14 protein-coding genes are annotated in these 16580 nt (G+C 48.3%); 12 read left to right on the top strand and 2 right to left on the bottom strand.

Going from position 1 to position 16580, the window contains the following annotated elements; all coding sequences use genetic code 11:
* Positions 1-47 precede the first annotated feature (47 nt).
* From HPY28_RS21130 to HPY28_RS21105, 6 genes are all read left to right on the top strand, one after another.
* A complete protein-coding gene (locus HPY28_RS21130; RefSeq protein ID WP_007722503.1) occupies positions 48-413 on the top strand; it encodes a Na-translocating system protein MpsC family protein in 366 nt (121 codons plus the stop codon).
* A 194-nt stretch (positions 414-607) separates the two neighbouring features.
* Positions 608-2956 (top strand): FdhF/YdeP family oxidoreductase, encoded by a 2349-nt coding sequence (locus HPY28_RS21125; RefSeq protein ID WP_174231334.1) that lies wholly within the window; start codon positions 608-610, stop codon positions 2954-2956.
* 42 nt (positions 2957-2998) lie between these two features.
* Positions 2999-4258, top strand: coding sequence for a molybdopterin molybdotransferase MoeA (locus HPY28_RS21120; RefSeq protein WP_174231333.1), 1260 nt, complete (start codon positions 2999-3001; stop codon positions 4256-4258).
* Positions 4259-4261: 3 nt separating this feature from the next.
* Positions 4262-4777 carry a molybdopterin-guanine dinucleotide biosynthesis protein B gene (gene mobB / locus HPY28_RS21115; protein WP_017251993.1) on the top strand — a complete coding sequence of 172 codons (516 nt, stop codon included), beginning with the start codon at positions 4262-4264 and terminating at the stop codon, positions 4775-4777.
* 135 nt (positions 4778-4912) lie between these two features.
* On the top strand, positions 4913-5401 hold the full coding sequence (locus HPY28_RS21110) for a DUF2199 domain-containing protein (protein ID WP_017251995.1): 489 nt from the start codon (positions 4913-4915) through the stop codon (positions 5399-5401).
* A gap of 94 nt (positions 5402-5495) precedes the next feature.
* Positions 5496-6032 carry a pyridoxamine 5'-phosphate oxidase family protein gene (locus HPY28_RS21105; protein WP_017251996.1) on the top strand — a complete coding sequence of 179 codons (537 nt, stop codon included), beginning with the start codon at positions 5496-5498 and terminating at the stop codon, positions 6030-6032.
* Between the two features lie 29 nt (positions 6033-6061).
* Here HPY28_RS21105 and pdxR read toward each other — a convergent pair whose 3' ends face one another.
* Positions 6062-7522 (bottom strand): MocR-like pyridoxine biosynthesis transcription factor PdxR, encoded by a 1461-nt coding sequence (pdxR, locus tag HPY28_RS21100; protein WP_017251997.1) that lies wholly within the window; start codon positions 7520-7522, stop codon positions 6062-6064.
* 225 nt (positions 7523-7747) lie between these two features.
* Here pdxR and hmpA point away from each other — a divergent pair, with 225 nt between their 5' ends.
* Positions 7748-8965 carry an NO-inducible flavohemoprotein gene (gene hmpA / locus HPY28_RS21095; protein ID WP_174231332.1) on the top strand — a complete coding sequence of 406 codons (1218 nt, stop codon included), beginning with the start codon at positions 7748-7750 and terminating at the stop codon, positions 8963-8965.
* Between the two features lie 28 nt (positions 8966-8993).
* Here the strand turns inward: hmpA and HPY28_RS21090 are convergent, their stop codons facing one another.
* Entirely contained in the window at positions 8994-9503 is a 510-nt protein-coding gene (locus HPY28_RS21090) for a Crp/Fnr family transcriptional regulator (RefSeq protein ID WP_017251999.1), read from the bottom strand.
* A gap of 165 nt (positions 9504-9668) precedes the next feature.
* Here HPY28_RS21090 and HPY28_RS21085 point away from each other — a divergent pair, with 165 nt between their 5' ends.
* The 5 genes from HPY28_RS21085 (at position 9669) to HPY28_RS21065 (ending at position 16441) form a co-directional block, all read left to right on the top strand.
* On the top strand, positions 9669-10616 hold the full coding sequence (locus HPY28_RS21085) for an MBL fold metallo-hydrolase (protein ID WP_174231331.1): 948 nt from the start codon (positions 9669-9671) through the stop codon (positions 10614-10616).
* A gap of 120 nt (positions 10617-10736) precedes the next feature.
* Positions 10737-12527 carry a M3 family oligoendopeptidase gene (locus HPY28_RS21080; protein WP_173623214.1) on the top strand — a complete coding sequence of 597 codons (1791 nt, stop codon included), beginning with the start codon at positions 10737-10739 and terminating at the stop codon, positions 12525-12527.
* 179 nt (positions 12528-12706) lie between these two features.
* Positions 12707-13669, top strand: a complete 963-nt coding sequence (locus HPY28_RS21075; RefSeq protein ID WP_017252003.1) for a metal-dependent hydrolase — start codon at positions 12707-12709, stop codon at positions 13667-13669.
* A gap of 561 nt (positions 13670-14230) precedes the next feature.
* Entirely contained in the window at positions 14231-15151 is a 921-nt protein-coding gene (locus tag HPY28_RS21070) for an ArsR/SmtB family transcription factor (protein WP_174231330.1), read from the top strand.
* A gap of 51 nt (positions 15152-15202) precedes the next feature.
* The gene (locus HPY28_RS21065; RefSeq protein WP_174231329.1) at positions 15203-16441 is read left to right on the top strand and encodes an MDR family MFS transporter; all 1239 of its coding nucleotides are present in this window, start codon (positions 15203-15205) and stop codon (positions 16439-16441) included.
* The last annotated feature ends 139 nt before the right edge of the window (positions 16442-16580 follow it).

The raw sequence follows: 16580 nt of genomic DNA, 5'->3' as shown, positions 1-16580 counted from the left end.
GTAAAGTTTAAGTAGAGAATGATTTGAAGTAAAGGTGATTTTCCTCGATGAATAAGTTCGAAGCAGAATTCAGTAATTTGGTCAGGGCTTTCCGAAAGCGCCATATGGGAAAGGGACCTAGCAAGATCAGCACCACGTTCTGCAAGAACTGGGCGATCTGCGAGATGGAAGGCAACCTTTCTCCGGTGGAAAAGTTCATCGCCACTTCGGAAGACGGAAAGCAGACATTACGAGCTGCCCGAACCGAAATGGTCAAAGAGATCTATCGGAAACACCAGCCAGTTGACATGGAAGCGTTTCTTGGAGCAAAACTCGTTGATCTTTTCGTCGATATTGACATTGAACGGGATTTTGGAATGTCGATCTTTGTTTTTGATCAAGACATCGAAAAAAGAATGAAAAACGAACCGTAAGTCTAAACGAAGCAGCGTTCCTGTTCACCGGCTTAGACGTAACGGAATTCGCGAAAGCAAACACGAAGTTGAGACTAGGTAGCGAACCTGCCGTAGACAACCACCGTGAACACGCTCTTTTCCTATAGGACAAGGGACGGTTTCATGGTGGTTTTTTCGTTTCAATGGAGTTTATTAGAGGGGAGACAAAAGAAATGGGCAAGACCAAGCATAGGGGACCAATTAAGCTGGATACTTCGTGGAAGCCTTCCTTATGGGCTTCACTGATGCCGATGGGACTCGGAAAAATCAAGCCGCATCACATTCGCGATACGATGAAGGTGGCCTATGACAATCGCGATAATTTGGGCTATGCGTATCGTATTTTGACACAAGGGGTATGTGATGGTTGTGCTCTCGGCGTATCCGGTCTCTACGATCAGACGTTGACTGGTCCTCATTTGTGCACCACGCGACTGAATGTACTGCGTCTCAATACTATGTCTGCCATGGATGCCAAATGGTTTGAAGACGTGAATGCGCTGCGCAAGCTATCTAGCGAAGAATTGCGCAAGCTGGGAAGAATTCCGTATCCACTTTCAAGAAAGCCAGGCGAAAACAAGTTCACCCGCATTAGCTGGGATGAAGCGTTAAACCGCATCGCCACAAAAATTAAAAACATCAGCCCGAAACAGCTGGCCTTTTTCTTGACGGCTCGTGGGATTACCAACGAGGTATACTACACGGCAGCTAAAATGGCTCGTTTCCTCGGAACCAACAACATCGACAACGCATCACGTATTTGTCACTCGCCGAGTAAGACAGCACTAAAGCGTTCGGTTGGAATTGGTGCATCGAGCTGTAACTATCAGGATTGGATCGGTACGGATGTGCTCGTATTCTGGGGCTCTGTACCAGGTAACAACCAGCCTGTATCGACGAAATACATGTATGCTGCGAAAAAAGCAGGAACGAAAATCATCCTGATCAACCCGTACAGAGAGCCAGCGATGGAGAAGTACTGGATTCCATCTGTACCGGATAGTGCTTTGTTCGGAACGAAGATTGCAGACGATTTCTACCAAGTGAACATTGGCGGCGACATTGCATTCATGAACGGCGTGATGAAGATTTGGTTCGAGATGGAGGAAGCCAAACCAGGTTCTGCGATCAATCATGAATTCATCAAGGAGCACGCGAACGGAATCGAAGAGCTGCGCAAGCATGTGATGAATGAATCGTGGGACAAAATCATTGAATCCTCCGGTCTCAGCCGTGAGCGTATCAAAGAATTCGCGCAACTGCTCGCCAACTCCAAAAATGGCGTATTCGTATGGAGTATGGGACTGACCCAGCACAAATTCGGTACGGACAATATTTCTCAAGTAGCCAATCTGGCTACCCTGCGTGGATTCTTCGGTCGTAAGCACACAGGTCTCATGCCGATTCGCGGTCACTCCGGCGTACAAGGCTCCGGTGAAATGGGTGCCGATCCATTTAGCTTGCCTGGCGGAGACTTCGAAGAAAAATCGTGGGACCGCATTGAAAAGATCTGGAACTTCCCGATCCCGAAATGGCAAGGGGATATCGTGGGTATTACTTTGGAAAATGCAGTGTTGCCAGATGGACACGAGCGCAAGACCAGACTGTTCTACACAAGCGGTGGTAACTTCCTGGAGACGATGCCAGATCCGGACTTCATGGAAAAATGCTTGGAAAGCGTAGAGCTACGTGTACATCAGGACATCATTTTCAATACATCTACGTTGGTGGACGCGAAGGAAGAAGTGATCGTTCTGCCGGCAATGACTCGTTACGAGCAGCCGGGTGGCGGAACTTCGACTAGTACAGAGCGTATGGTCTACTTCAGTGCAGAAGTCGAAGGGCCACGTATTGAAGAAGCCCGTTCGGAATGGGAGATTTACGTAGACTTGGCGGCACGGGTAAATCCAGAGAAAAAGCATCTGATGCACTTCTCCAATGCGGCTGAAATTCGCGCAGAGATCGCCCTAGCGAATCCGAACTACGACGGCATCCAGCATTTGAAAAACCGTGGAGATGTCTTCCAATGGGGTGGCGCATGGTTGTGTGAAGATGGCGTATGCCCAACACCAGACGGACGTGCGAATCTGATCCCGATTGAGATTCCGGATTTGAACAAGCCAGAGGGCCACTTCTATGTAACGACTCGTCGGGGCAAGCAGTTCAACTCGATGGTCTATAGCAAGAAAGACCCGTTCAACAATGCGGATCGTTATGATATCCTGATCAATGCAGAGGATGCAAAAGAACTGCGCATTGCAGAAGGCGAAAATATCGTCGTTTACAATAAATATGGAACGTTCCAAGGACGGGCCAAATTCGAGGACACCAGACGCGGAAACATTCAAGTACACTGGCCGGAAGGGAACGTACTCATTCCGAAGGGTGTATACGAGACATACGCAGGTATTCCCGAATACAATACAGCCGTGAAGGTTGAAAAAGCGGACACTTTCCACGCCAACAAAGATTTGAAATATGTGGAGAGAGAAGTAGAAGATTTGGAAGTAAACGTCGGCTGACGAGCTGTAGCAATGGGTGGTCAAGATTAGGAGGAACAAGCCATGCGTTTTTCGCGACAAACACTCTCGGTTGAAGAAGCGATGAGCAAGCTGTTGGCAAAATTGCTGACAGGGAGAACGGAACAAGTGCAGATCGGGGAGGCATACGGGCGGATACTGGCCTCTGATCTATGTGCAACATACGATTTGCCGCACTTTGACCGATCGCCGCTGGATGGGTTTGCCGTGAGAGCTGCGGATACGGTTGGGGCCTCCGTTGACCACCCGATTACGCTAACAGTGCTAGAGACGGTTGCGGCCGGGGAAGTACCTACTAGAGAATTGAAAAAGGGCTATGCTACGCGGATCATGACAGGAGCGATGATGCCTGCGGGTGCGGATGCGGTCATCATGTTTGAGCAAACGTACAACCCAGCCGAAGAGGCGGATACTGTACGGCTCAAGCGGGAGATGAAGCCTGGGGAAAATGTATCGCGTCGCGGTGAAGAGATGGCCGCAGGAACGATCATTGCCAAGGCGGGCGAGCGGATTAACGCAGGTACTCTCGCCAGTTTGGCTACGTTTGGCTATTCGCAGGTTGAGGTGTTCTGCAAGCCGCGTGTCGGTCTGATTTCGACTGGAAGTGAGCTGCTGGAGATTGATCAGCCGCTTGCTCCGGGCAAAATTCGCAACAGTAATACGGTGATGCTGACTGCCTTGATTGCCGAGGCAGGGGGCATCCCTGTTTCGTTTTCAAGACTGCCAGATGATTTGTCGGTGGCAAAGACGAAAATCAATGAATGCTTGCAGGGCGTGGATCTGGTCATTTCAAGCGGCGGTGTGTCCGTTGGGGATTTTGATGTGATCGCGGCATTAGTGGATGAGCCTGAGGTGGAGCTTCTGTTCAACCGGATCGCGATACGTCCGGGAAGTCCGACAACAGCGATGATCATGGAAGGCAAGCCTTTTATTGCCCTATCAGGTAATCCGGGTGCCTGTTTTCTCGGATTTGAGTTATTTGCGCGAACAGCGATTCGGCGCATATCGGGAGAAGCCCATGTAATGCAGCAGGTGATTAAGGCGATACTTGGTGTCGATTATACGAAGCCTTGTCCATACCCGCGTTACCTGCGAGGGAAGCTCCTTGAAAAAGACGGGGTTTTGCACGCGATTCCTGATTTCAATGAAAAGGCAGGGAATCTGGGGACGTTGAAGGACAGCGAATGCTTTATGATCATACCAGCCGGGGGAAGCGGGCAAAAAGCAGGAGAGCTGGTTGATGTTCTCACGCATACCGCCCCAACCTGGAGAAGAGAGGGATAGCGAATGGTTAAGCCACCTTGTGTTTTGCAGATTGTTGGTTACTCGAACAGTGGCAAGACGACGCTGCTCACCAAGCTCATCCCGATCCTCGAAAAGGCAGGGATAAGAGTCGGGGTCATTAAGCATGACGGGGGACATGATTTTGAGTGGGATCAGCCAGGGAAGGACACCTGGCGTTATCGTGAAGCCGGAGCATCGCTTGTTGCTATCACTTCGAAAACGAAGACAGCCATCGTGGAGCAAAAGCCGCAGGAGTTGTCCGTCCTTATCCAGCGCTTAGCAGTCGCCGGGGCCCAGCTCGTTTTGGTAGAAGGCTTCAAGCGTGAAGGTTATCCCAAGCTCGTCCTGCTTCGCAGGCCAGAAGATGAGGAGCTTTTATCGATCGTTACTCATCTGGTAGGGATCGTAGGTTGGTCAGACAATCGTCAGCCGGGGTTGCCATTTTTCGATATTAATGACATAGACAACTTGGCCACGTTTGTAAGGGAACGGGTATCCGTTTGGTATTGTCAAAACTGATTAGAATAATTGAGATCATTCCAGCTTGGGTTGGGATGATCTTTTTTTGTAGCACTTGCTGGCAGGTTATCCATGTAATGAAAGATGTGGTAATGTAAATAAAAAATCGGCGAGAAATGATAAGGAGCAAAGAACATGAAATGCCCTCACTGTAACGAAGAATTAAATGAACTTCCTTTCTGTTATGGAATGGAAGCACCACATTATTTTTACATGGTACCAGAAGAGAAAAGAACAGAATTAATAAAAGATTTTTGTGTAATTGATGAACAGCATTTCTTTATTAGAGGACACATTGAAATACCAATATTGGATACAAATGAGAAGTTTATATGGAGTGTTTGGGTTTCTCTTAGTGAAGAAAACTTTTTGAAATCAAATGAACTGCTGCACGTAGAAGGAAGAGAAAATGAAGAGCCTTATTTTGGTTGGTTATCGACTGAACTTTCCATCTATCCCGAAACGACACTATCATTAAAGACATTGGTACATACACAAGAAGTTGGTGCGGTTCCATTAATAGAAGTAGAACAAACGAGTCATCGACTTGCAGTTGAACAAAGAGAAGGAATTACAATGGATAGAGTGAAAGAAATTGCTCATTTAATCAATCATACTAAGTAAATGGATTGCTTCAATCTGGTAGTTTTGGACGTATATATTCACTCCAATGGCTGATAAACTTGCAGCATGTTTCAAAATAATAGGAGTGATAACAATGAATGGAGTGCGTTACAAAATTAGAGAAGTATTGGATGAGAGCAAGATTGAGGCATTTTTGCAGCAAGCTAGAATCGGACATCTTGGAATGGTCGATGGTCATTTGCCGTATGTTGTTCCGCTCAATTTTGTTTGGACAAACGGGAAGCTATATTTCCATGGAGCCACCGGCGGGAGAAGAAATCAGGTTATGGATGCGAATCCAGAGGTCTGTTTTACGGTTTGTGAAGAATATGGAACGATTACTGATCCGGTGCCAGCTAAGACGGACACAGCGTATATGAGTGTAATGATTTTTGGCAAGGCACAGCCTATAGTCGATCTGGATGAAGCTACTCACATGTTGCAAGAAATGATGAATAAGTATGTACCTGGCTACTTCAATCGGCCTTTACCCAAGCAGCACGTAGACAAATACCGTTCAGCAGTATTCGGTGGTCCGGTTCAGGTGTATCGAATAGATCCAGATCATATCACAGCGAAAGAAAATCCAATGGAAGAAGAGAAAATGTTCAAACCGGGTAAAACTGTGTAAATGCTTTTGTGAAAACAGAAATGCTGCCGTTATTGATGCGGCAGCATTTTGCATGATGAACGCCGTGTAATCTCCGCAAGACGAAAAATGCCTTCTTCAATGGTTGATTCATCTACTTTAGCAAAACCCAGCACCCATCCTTTTCGATCGCTTTTCAAACAATACTTGCTAAGTGGATAAACACGGATTCCTTTTTCGAGTGCTAGGTTCGTCTCGGCTTCTTCGACAAACGATTTATCAGCTTCAAGAAGGATATGCAACCCCGTTTCTACGCCGCTTAGAGTGAAATGTTCGCCGAGACCTGTCGTGATGATGGCCTTTGTCATGGCTTCATGTCTGCGCCGATATACATTTCGAACTCGTCTCATATGGCGCATGAAATGACCATGCTCAATAAAATGAGTAAGCGTTAATTGTTCCATAATCGGAAGATGACGATAGGTTAATTCATGGACTTGGACGAGCTGACGAATGGCTTCTTTGGGACCAATGATTGCCGATATTCGAATACCAGGAGCAATCATTTTGGAAAAACTCATCATATACAGCGTGTTCTGAGGTCGCTGACTGAACAAGGTTGGAAGTGGGTCGCCGCGATAGCGAAATTCGCTGTCGTAATCATCCTCAACAATCCAAAACTGCTGCTCGGCAGCCATGTGTAACAATTGCTGCCTGCGAGGTTCCGACATAATGACTCCAACCGCACACTGGTGCGATGGCGTAACATAGACAAGCTTGGATCCCGGATGAATATGGTCTACGCATAACCCGTACTCGTCAACTGGAACGGAGACAACTTGCATACGCCGATACTTCATTGCCATCCAGGCAGCAGGGAAGCCAGGATCTTCAACAGAAACGGTATCTCCTTCTTGTAAAAGGGCTTGGGCGATCAAATCAATGCTATGTTGTGCGCCTGAGGTTAACATGATTTGATCGATAGTCACATGAACGCCCCGTTCAAGTGACAAATATCGTTGGATCTGTTCACGTAGCGGTTGGTATCCATAGGCATTGCCATAAGCCCAACTGTCCAGATTCGTTTCTGTGGAAGCTTGTAAAAACGAACGTCTCCAATTCTTTTGAAAATGTTCGTCCAAATATGGCTCATGGGGACTGAAATCGATCTCAACCTTTCGACTATCTTTATCCCCGAACCAACCGTGCAAATGACCGATTGTAGCGTTTAATAAAGGCAATTCGGGTGGGACAGGTCCTTCAGTTGCAACATCCTCTGAAGGACGCGTTGCATACGTCCATTCGCTCACTCTAGTCCCGCCGCGACGTGAGGTTACCGTGTATCCGCGGCTGAATAATTCCTCATAAACAATCTGTATGGTGGAACGGGAAACGCCAATTAAAGAAGCGAGTTCGCGGGAGGGGAGCAGCAATTCACCTGGCTGCCATTTTCCAGTGGTAATATTATGGATCGCTTGGTCCAGCAGTTGCTGCCAGATTGGACGCTCGTCATCTCGGTTTACTGTTAGCATTCATTCACCTTCAGTGTTTTTGTTGGAATGATAGATTTGGCTGATATGCTATCATGGCAATCGTTTCTTTTGCAACAAGAGAGTTGGGGGACGACTTTTTCTTATGGTCTTTTGCAGTTGTCACAAATCGTTTCTATTTCCTGTGACCAGAATCACATGTGTATTTCTGAACCTCCCGTACACTTGAAATATAGAAAGAACGAAGCACTTCAAGGAGGTTCTACGATGTTAAGCCCAAAAACCATTGAAATCATAAAATCAACCGTTCCTGTGCTAGAGGTACACGGAACTGCCATTACAAAACGCTTTTATCAAATGATGTTTGCTAAGCACCCTGAGCTTCTCAATATTTTCAACCACGCCAATCAAAAGCAGGGAAGACAGCAAACAGCTCTGGCAAATGCGGTGTATGCTGCGGCTTTGTATATTGATAAGCTGGAAACGATTTTGCCTGTAGTGAAGCAGATTGGACACAAGCACCGCAGCCTGGGAGTGAAGGCTGAACACTACCCAATCGTCGGGGAAAACCTGCTTGCTGCGATCAAAGACGTACTTGGGGAAGCCGCTACGGACGAGATTTTACAAGCATGGGCGGAAGCGTATGGCGTCATTGCAGATGCTTTTATTGGTGTAGAACACGAAATGTATGAAGAGGCGAGCGGGCAGCCTGGAGGATGGGTAGATTTCAGAGAGTTTATCGTCCAGCGCAAGGTGAAGGAAAGCGACGTGATCACTTCCTTTTATCTGGTTCCGGCGGATGGCCAATCGATTTCCAGCTATGAGCCAGGGCAGTATGTCAGCGTCAAGGTAGAATTACCGGGCGAGCAATTTACGCACATTCGCCAGTACAGTCTCTCAGATGCGCCAGGGAATGCGTACTACCGCATTTCTGTCAAACGCGAGGACGCGATGCAAGATAAGCCAGCAGGAAAAGTATCCGTTTATTTGTCCGAGGAAGTGAAGGAAGGAGATAGCCTGCAGCTGTCTGCTCCTGCTGGAGATTTTACCTTACAGCAAGAGGACAGCCGTCCGGTTGTGTTGCTCAGTGGTGGTGTAGGATTGACCCCCATGATCAGCATGCTAAACACACTGATCAAATCAGGAACAGACCGTCCGATCACCTTCATTCACGCAGTCAAAAACGGAAATGTGCATGCCATGAAGCCGGCAGTAGAGGAGCTGGCCGCAAAACATCCGCAGCTCTCTGTTCACTGGTGCTATACACAGCCGACCGAGCAAGATCGAGTGAACGGTGCATATCAAAAAGAAGGATATATCGACTTGCCGTGGCTGCAAAAGGTCATCGATACAAAAGAGGCAAGCTACTATTTCTGTGGTCCAATTCCATTCATGAAGACAATCAACGGTGCTCTGGTGGAATGGGGAGTGCCAGCTGACGATATTCATTTTGAGTTTTTTGGTCCGGCAGCGACCTTGGCATAAAGAGTCTCTCACGAAAAAAAGCGCAAGCTTACTCGCGATTCGCAGCTTGAGCGCGCAGCAGCCGATTTACCGTCTCGCGGCGAAGCCCGATGAGCTGACCGATTTCATCCTGAGTCAGCAAGTCTGAAAGCGAGGCGACAGGAATGAATGTCTGAAACCAAAGCTGGAGCTTGCGCAGCTTTTCAGCAGGAGAGACTTCGGTTAGTTGGTCGATACGCTGCTGCATCATCCGCAGCTTCCCTTGCAGCTGTAGCGCGATATCACGACACTTTTCAGGATTGTCATCCAGATGGCGATACCAATCCGGGGCAGACAATACTTCGACCTCGCAGGTCACGAGAGCGATTGCTGTCCCGTAATAGGGATTCGGGCTCATCAATGAATGATGCGGGATGATCTCATCCGGAACGATGATGTTGACCAGCGTCAATGCTCCGTCTGCATGTACCCGAACGATTTTTAACAGACCGCTCTTCAAATGATAGAGCGGTCCAGATTCTCCTTGTCGAAACAGGACTTCTCCCTTGTGCAGGATCATGGGTTTCTCCTCGATTCTCTACGTTTTTCTCTAGCAATTATAGCAAGCCCGGCAGGAGGAAGTAAGCAAGCGTAAAAAGCAGTTTGCCGCTTTTTTAGGCTTGCTACAGCAAGGATGCCTTTTGCTATAATGGGGAAATCACAGCTAGATAAAGGGAGTTGTCTGATGCTCAACTTTGTTACATGGGTAGGCTTCATAGTGGGGGGACTCCTTATCGGATTGATTGGCTATGTGGCTTACCGCTACTGGTACCATATGGGGCAGCTTCCGAAGCCGGAGTTTGGTCATCTGGATACAAAAAAGCCAATGCCTGCCGACTGGAGTCATGATGAGGTTACATTTACATGGATCGGTCACTCGACGATTCTGTTGAATATGTTTGGTACGAAAATACTGACGGATCCGGTTTTGGGCGAGAAGCTGGGGATTAAGCTTGCAGGTGTCCATTTTGGTCCCAAACGCTTCACACCTCCTGCCCTCGACTTTGCTGAAATTGGCGAGGTAGATATCATCTTGCTATCGCATGCCCATTTGGATCATGTCGATCTGCCTACCTTGCAGAAAATAGCGAATCGCTCCACACATGTCATTACGGCGCACCAGACGAGCAAGCTGTTTAAGCATATGCCGTTTGGATCGTATGAGGAAATGCAGCCGGGAGAAGCGATTACAACCAAAGAAGGAATGACGGTTACTGCGATTCCTGTTCGCCATTGGGGCAACCGCTTTCCATGGAATCATGAGTATGGCTACAACGGCTATATGATTGAGAAAAATGGCGTGCGCATCCTCTATCCAGGGGATACCGCTTATATCTCCATGGAAAATTTGCCGAAGCAATTCGGGCCGATCGATCTGGTGTTCATGCCGATTGGCGCCTACAAGCCAGACGCGTATCAAGCAGCACATTGTACGCCAGAGCAAGCATGGCAAATGTTCAAGGAGACCCAAGCCAAGTGGCTGGTGCCTATTCATTGGAACACGTTTGTGCTCTCGCGTGAGCCAGTTGATGAGCCGTTCGAGCGTCTGTTGGCAGCAGCGGGGGACGAGAGGGACAGGATCGTTGTTGAAAAACAAGGGGAGACGTTTTCGATCCCTGTTCAATCGATGTGAAAAGCTGGCGACTGCATACATGGCAGTCGCTTTTTACGTTGATATGAATAAATGGGGAAGGAATAGCTACCTTATTATAGAAATATTTTTATCGAAGGAGTTTTTGGAGGAGGAGTACATATGACAAAAGCATTTCCACAACGCTGGGATATGGATGTGATTTTTCCTGGTGGTAGTGAATCGGAGGATTTTCTGGCGTTTTTAGGGACGTTGGAAGGGGATATTGCGAACCTGAAGGCACGGTTAGAGCAATCTGGCGCAGGTTTGCATGAAACAGCGGCTTTCAAGGAAGTTATCACTCATGTCCAAAGCATTGCCGTGCGGGTGAGACAAGCAGGTGCATTCATTTCCTGCCTGACTGCTCAAAATGTAAAGGATGAGCCAGCCAAACTGCTGGGTGGGCGTGTAAAGAGCATCTCGGCTGCGTTTGGTGCAGTATTGACGCGCTGGGAAGAACAGCTGCTGGCTGTCGACGAGGCTGCATGGGAGAAGCTGTTGGCAGACGAAGAATTGCAACCGCTTGCTTTTGTGCTGAATGAGCGCCGCCGCCGTGCACAGGAAAAGCTGTCCCCTGAACAAGAAGTGCTGGCAAACGATTTAGCCGTAGACGGGTATCACGCTTGGCAAGATTTGTACAATACCGTCGTGGGACGTATGACCATTGAGGTTGAGGTCAATGGAGAGACGAAGCAGCTGTCCGTCGGGCAAGCTTCTAACCTGATGAGCAGTCCTGATCGTGCTGTTCGTGCCCATGTTTTTGAAAAGTGGAAAGAAGCTTGGGGCAAGGAAGCGGAGTTGTGCGCGCAGGCGCTGAATCACTTGGGTGGTTTCCGTCTCTCTCTGTACCGTCATCGCGGCTGGGATTCCGTCCTGCGTGAACCGCTGGATATTGGACGGATGCAGGAAAAAACACTCGACGCGATGTGGCAGGCCATCGACAATCGCAAGGATCGCCTGGTTGCCTACCTGGAGCGCAAGGCAAAGCTGCTCGGTGTAAACAAACTGAGCTGGTACGATGTAGGAGCTCCAGTCGGTAAGGTACATAAAGAAGTGTCTTACGATGAAGCAGCTGCCCTGATCGTTGAGCACTTCAACCGCTTCAATCCGAGCATGGCTGAGTTTGCGCAAAAGGCATTCGATGAGGGCTGGATCGAGGCAGAGGATCGTCCTGGCAAGCGCCCAGGCGGATTCTGCACGAGCTTCCCAGTCAGCAAGCAGTCCCGCGTGTTCATGACGTATGCGGGAAGCGCAAGCAATGTATCCACACTGGCACATGAGCTGGGGCATGCGTATCATCAGCAAGTCATGTGGGATTTGCCAGCACTTAACCAAAATTACGCGATGAACGTAGCGGAGACAGCATCGACCTTTGCAGAGATGATCCTCGCTGACGCTGCTGTGAAAAATGCAGCCAATGAAGATGAAAAACTGGTGCTCTTGGAAGATAAGCTGCAATCCATCATCGCGTTTTTCATGAACATCCACGCTCGCTTTATTTTCGAGAAAAACTTCTACGAGAAGCGCAAAGAAGGTCTCGTTAGCGCGGCTGATCTCGACCGAATCATGGAAGAGGCGCAAAAGCAAGCGTACAATGGAGCTTTGGCAGATTATGAGCCGCACTTCTGGGCATCCAAACTGCATTTCTATATCACGTCGTATCCGTTCTACAACTTCCCGTACACATTCGGGTACTTGTTCAGCATGAGTGTCTATGCGCGTGCGCTTGAAGAAGGCGAGAGCTTTGCGCCGAAATACGATGCACTGCTCCAAGATACGGGCCGCCTGATGGTAGAGGACTTGGCGAAGAAGCATCTCGGTGAGGATATGACGACAGTTGAGTTCTGGCAAAAAGCTGTTGATCTGGCTGTGGCAGACATCGACGAATTCCTGCGCCTGACAGAAGAAGCATAAATCACGAATAAATAAGCTCCAAGCAGTCTGTCGCTTTTCTGACAGGCTGCTTTTTCGTTGAGAGATTGTTAATATCGCAGACGAAATCTTCGGATAACCTTTACCTGCGGTTTATAGAATCCTCGCTATTTTTTCGTACAGTAAAAGAGAAGGGAGTACTTGCAAAGGGAGGCATCGTAATGGACACTGGCAGTCATCTTTTGTTGGGTGTCACACTGGCGGGCTTAGCTCATATCACGCCGGCAGTGGCACATGATCCGGCACTTGCTCAGGCGCTGATGGTCGCAACGGTAGTGGGCTCTCATGCCCCGGATTTCGACACTGTGGCCAGACTTCGCGGTATTTCTTTTTACATTCGTTTTCATCGGGGAATTACTCATTCGATTCCCGCCTTGTTTCTGTGGCCCCTCATCATCAGTCTTGCTCTCGCCTGGGGTTTTGGTCTCATGGGGCAGTTCGGGATTTTGTACGGTTGGACGCTGCTGGCTGTTGTGCTGCATGTTTTTCTCGATATGCTAAACGCCTATGGAGTCCAGTGTATTCGCCCTATTAACAAGCGCTGGGTGCATTTGGATGTACTCGCGATTTTTGAGCCACTGGTGTTCGCGGTTCATCTAGCAGCGGCGATATGGTGGATAGCTTTTAACGGAGATCCCAGTGTGCTATTTCCGATAGCATATGGCATGACGTTCGTGTATATTGGTGTGCGGGCTTGGCAGCATCACCGTAACGTCAGACGGGTAGAAAGGGCATTGGAAACAAGAGGCATAACCCATGTTTTCCCTAGCATACATCCTTTTCACTGGCGATTCGTCGTAGAGACGGAGGAACTGTTTTACACAGGGAGAATCGAGTATGCACGTGTGATACTGGAGGATGTGTATCCGAAGCAGCAGCGTGATGCAATCATTCAGGCTACTGTCGGTGTGGACGGAGTTCGTGCTTTTCTCGGATTTGCTCAACGAATCCACGTCACGTGGAAGGAGATTGCCGACGGTTATGAAGTCACGTGGAGTGATGTGCGTTTTTGGTACAACCGCAAGCTGCCATTTGGCGTAGATGTTGTCTTGGACCGTGATTTGAATGTTGTTGATCATCGGTTGGGCTGGCGAAAAAAAGCGTGGGACCCGCCGTTTGTATAAGGAAAGCTAGTATAGGTAAGCCCCGTCAGTTTGGTGAAGCTGGGGGCTTACTTTTTTTGCGTTGAACAAGGTGCCTCAGCGTCTGCTTCTTGCATGGTTTCAGTAAAACTTTCTGCTGCTCCCCCTTGAGGATGCCTAGCGCAAACAAAAATGAAGATCATCCATCAGTTTATGCTGATAAAAATAATCTTCTAAGGTGTAAGAGGTATCGATAAACCAACAAAGCTGGTGAGAAGAAAAAGCACAGGGCTCGTAGACCTTGACAGCGCCTCCCTAGTCGGAACTTTCAAAAGGGGACCACGCTTGTCGAACACTTCTTCCATGAGATACTTCCGCCCATAGGGTGGCTTTGGCTCGACGGGTCCCCTTTTGGAAGTGGAGACGGACAGTGAATCACCCCTGCTGGCGTGTCAGAGTCGAAGAGAACTGTGCTTTTTCTTCTCCTCCACTATGTTGACCCCATTCATAAGGACCTTTATAAGTTATTCTAACGAAATGGCGCTATGCAAAATCCTGCAAGAATGATACACTGAAAAAAACTAAACGTTCGATGGTGATAGAATGAATGGATTATATTCGATCAGAGTAGAATGGTCTCCTGCGTATGAATGTATCATTAGCCTCTACACTTACATTTACGAAAAGGAGCGCAAGCATTATTTGCTTGGTACGGCTTGGAAAGAGGAGACAAAACAAATGCTTCCGGCTTCTTTTGCAGATGAACTCGCAGATGAACGTTGGGAGGTACTCCACCGTTTGGTGCTGCTTGTAGCGCAATCGCCTCAGACCAAATCCGTCGAAGAATTTCTTGGGTGGCTAGAAAGCATCCCTCCCGGTGAAATTTATGAGCGCCTCGCGCCATGGGTGGAGACAATCCCGCTGAACCTGGGGGAAATCCGTGATCACAGCTTGTCGCTGCTTACCCGGTGGAATGAACATTATTTTTCGAAACTGGAACCACGCATTTTACAAAGTTTGCAAAGGAGTGCCGATGAGCTGACGGCCCGCGTCAAAGAAAAGCCTCCGATCGATTTGGTCGATCAAGTAACGAACGGTATCTGGATTGAGCCGATGGCAGATTTGCGAGAGGTTGTACTGATCCCGCAATATCATAGCGCCCATTCTTCTGTGCTCGACTTTTATCGAGGGCTTGCCACTTGCATGTATCCTGTCAAAGATGCGGCAATGACCAGACCACAGCCGCTCCTGGAGCTGTTACCCATCACACAGTGCCTGGCGGATGAGAAACGTCTGCAAATCTTGCGTTGTCTAGCGAAAAAGACTTGCACTCTCGGGGAATTGCAAAAGCAAGTATCACTGGCAAAAAGCACCGTCCATCATCATGTAACGGCGTTGCGCAGAGCGGGGTTGATTCGAGCTCATTATACAGGCAGTACGACGATTTCCTACTACAGTCTGCGCGAATCGTTCGTCGAGCGTCTTCCCGTCTTGCTTCGTTCCTTTTTTCATACACCAGAGTAAATTTGCTTACGGAAATGGCATGATTCTGTTGAGAGGGTAGGTTGAATCAGTATGAGCAAAATGAGGCAAGTGTGGGAGGCGTATCACCCGATTGTTCATTTATTGATGGCAGGGACGGTTTTCGTTCAGCTCACGCAATCCATGAGCATTCCGTTTTTGGCCATCTATCTCGGTGAAACGACGAAGCTCTCTCATGCCTATATTGGACTTATTATCGGTGCAGGTCCCTTGGCTGGAACAGTCGGGGGATTTGCTGGCGGGATTCTCTCGGATTTATTTGGCAGACAAAAGTTGATGTTTTTTTCCTTGCTGGCTATGGCGTGCTCGATTATCGGATTCATTACAGTAGCGTATCCGATCGGTTTGCTTTTGATCAGTATGATAATGGGATTGTCGGCCTCGATATTTGCGACGGTTTCAAAAGCATTGATGGGAGACTTGACTCCCGAGCATAAGCGTTTTCGTGTGTTCTCGAATCGTTATCTTGCGAACAATCTTGGCTTTGCGATTGGTCCTATGCTCGGTGCTTTTCTGGGGATTTCCGGCAGCAACTTGGCGTTTTTTCTGACTGCGGTATCCTTGGTGAGCTTTGCCATCATTTTAGTAGTGGCATGTCGGAAATGTGGGGTCACCGATGATGACGGGGGGAACGGAGAGGTAGAGAGAGCTAGTTTGGCTGAGATCTGGCAAGTGCTCAGAAGGGATGTCGTTCTTCTTACCTTTGTCACAGGTGGAGTCCTGTTAGTGACGGTGTACGGTCAGATGTCTGTTACGCTCTCCCAATACTTGCGGGAAAACTTTTCAGAGGGAGTCGCCTTGTTTGGAACATTGATGAGCGTTAACGGATTTACCGTCTTGCTTTTACAAATTCCAGTGACGAGGCTGGTTGAGCGTTATTCCTTGTTTGCGCGGATAGCAGGTGGCGCTGTGCTGATGGCCATAGGAGAAATCGGCTTTGCTTTTTCGCCAGACTGGGCTTGGTTTATTACGGCGATGATCATATTTACATTAGGGGAAATCCTGATTGTACCTGCGGAGTATGCGCAAATCGACGAGATCAGTCCCGCGAATATGAGAGGGACTTACTATGGGGCGCAAAGCGCAACGATGCTGGGTAGCTTCCTCGGACCATGGGCAGGAGGTATGGTGCTCACTGCATATGGTGGCCCCGTGATGTTTTTGGTCATGGCAGTATTGGCGCTGGTTAGCTTGATCTTTTATTGGTTGGGACGCAGGCTGCATGAAAAGCGGAAGCAGCCTAGAAATGCGATCGTAGAGACTGCCATGTAGCTTCTTGCCGATTGATTGCGAGTGCCGTATAATGGAAAGTATCTTTTCAAAAGGGGTCGTTTTGATGTCGGTGTGTGTTCTTAACTAAGCAATTGGATAGGGTACTCCCATTCTTTTTGGCAAAAACCTCATTTTATGT

This window comes from Brevibacillus sp. HB1.2 (assembly GCF_013332495.1).
GTDB classification, from domain to species: domain Bacteria; phylum Bacillota; class Bacilli; order Brevibacillales; family Brevibacillaceae; genus Brevibacillus; species Brevibacillus porteri.
This window is presented reverse-complemented; position numbering and strand designations above follow the sequence as displayed.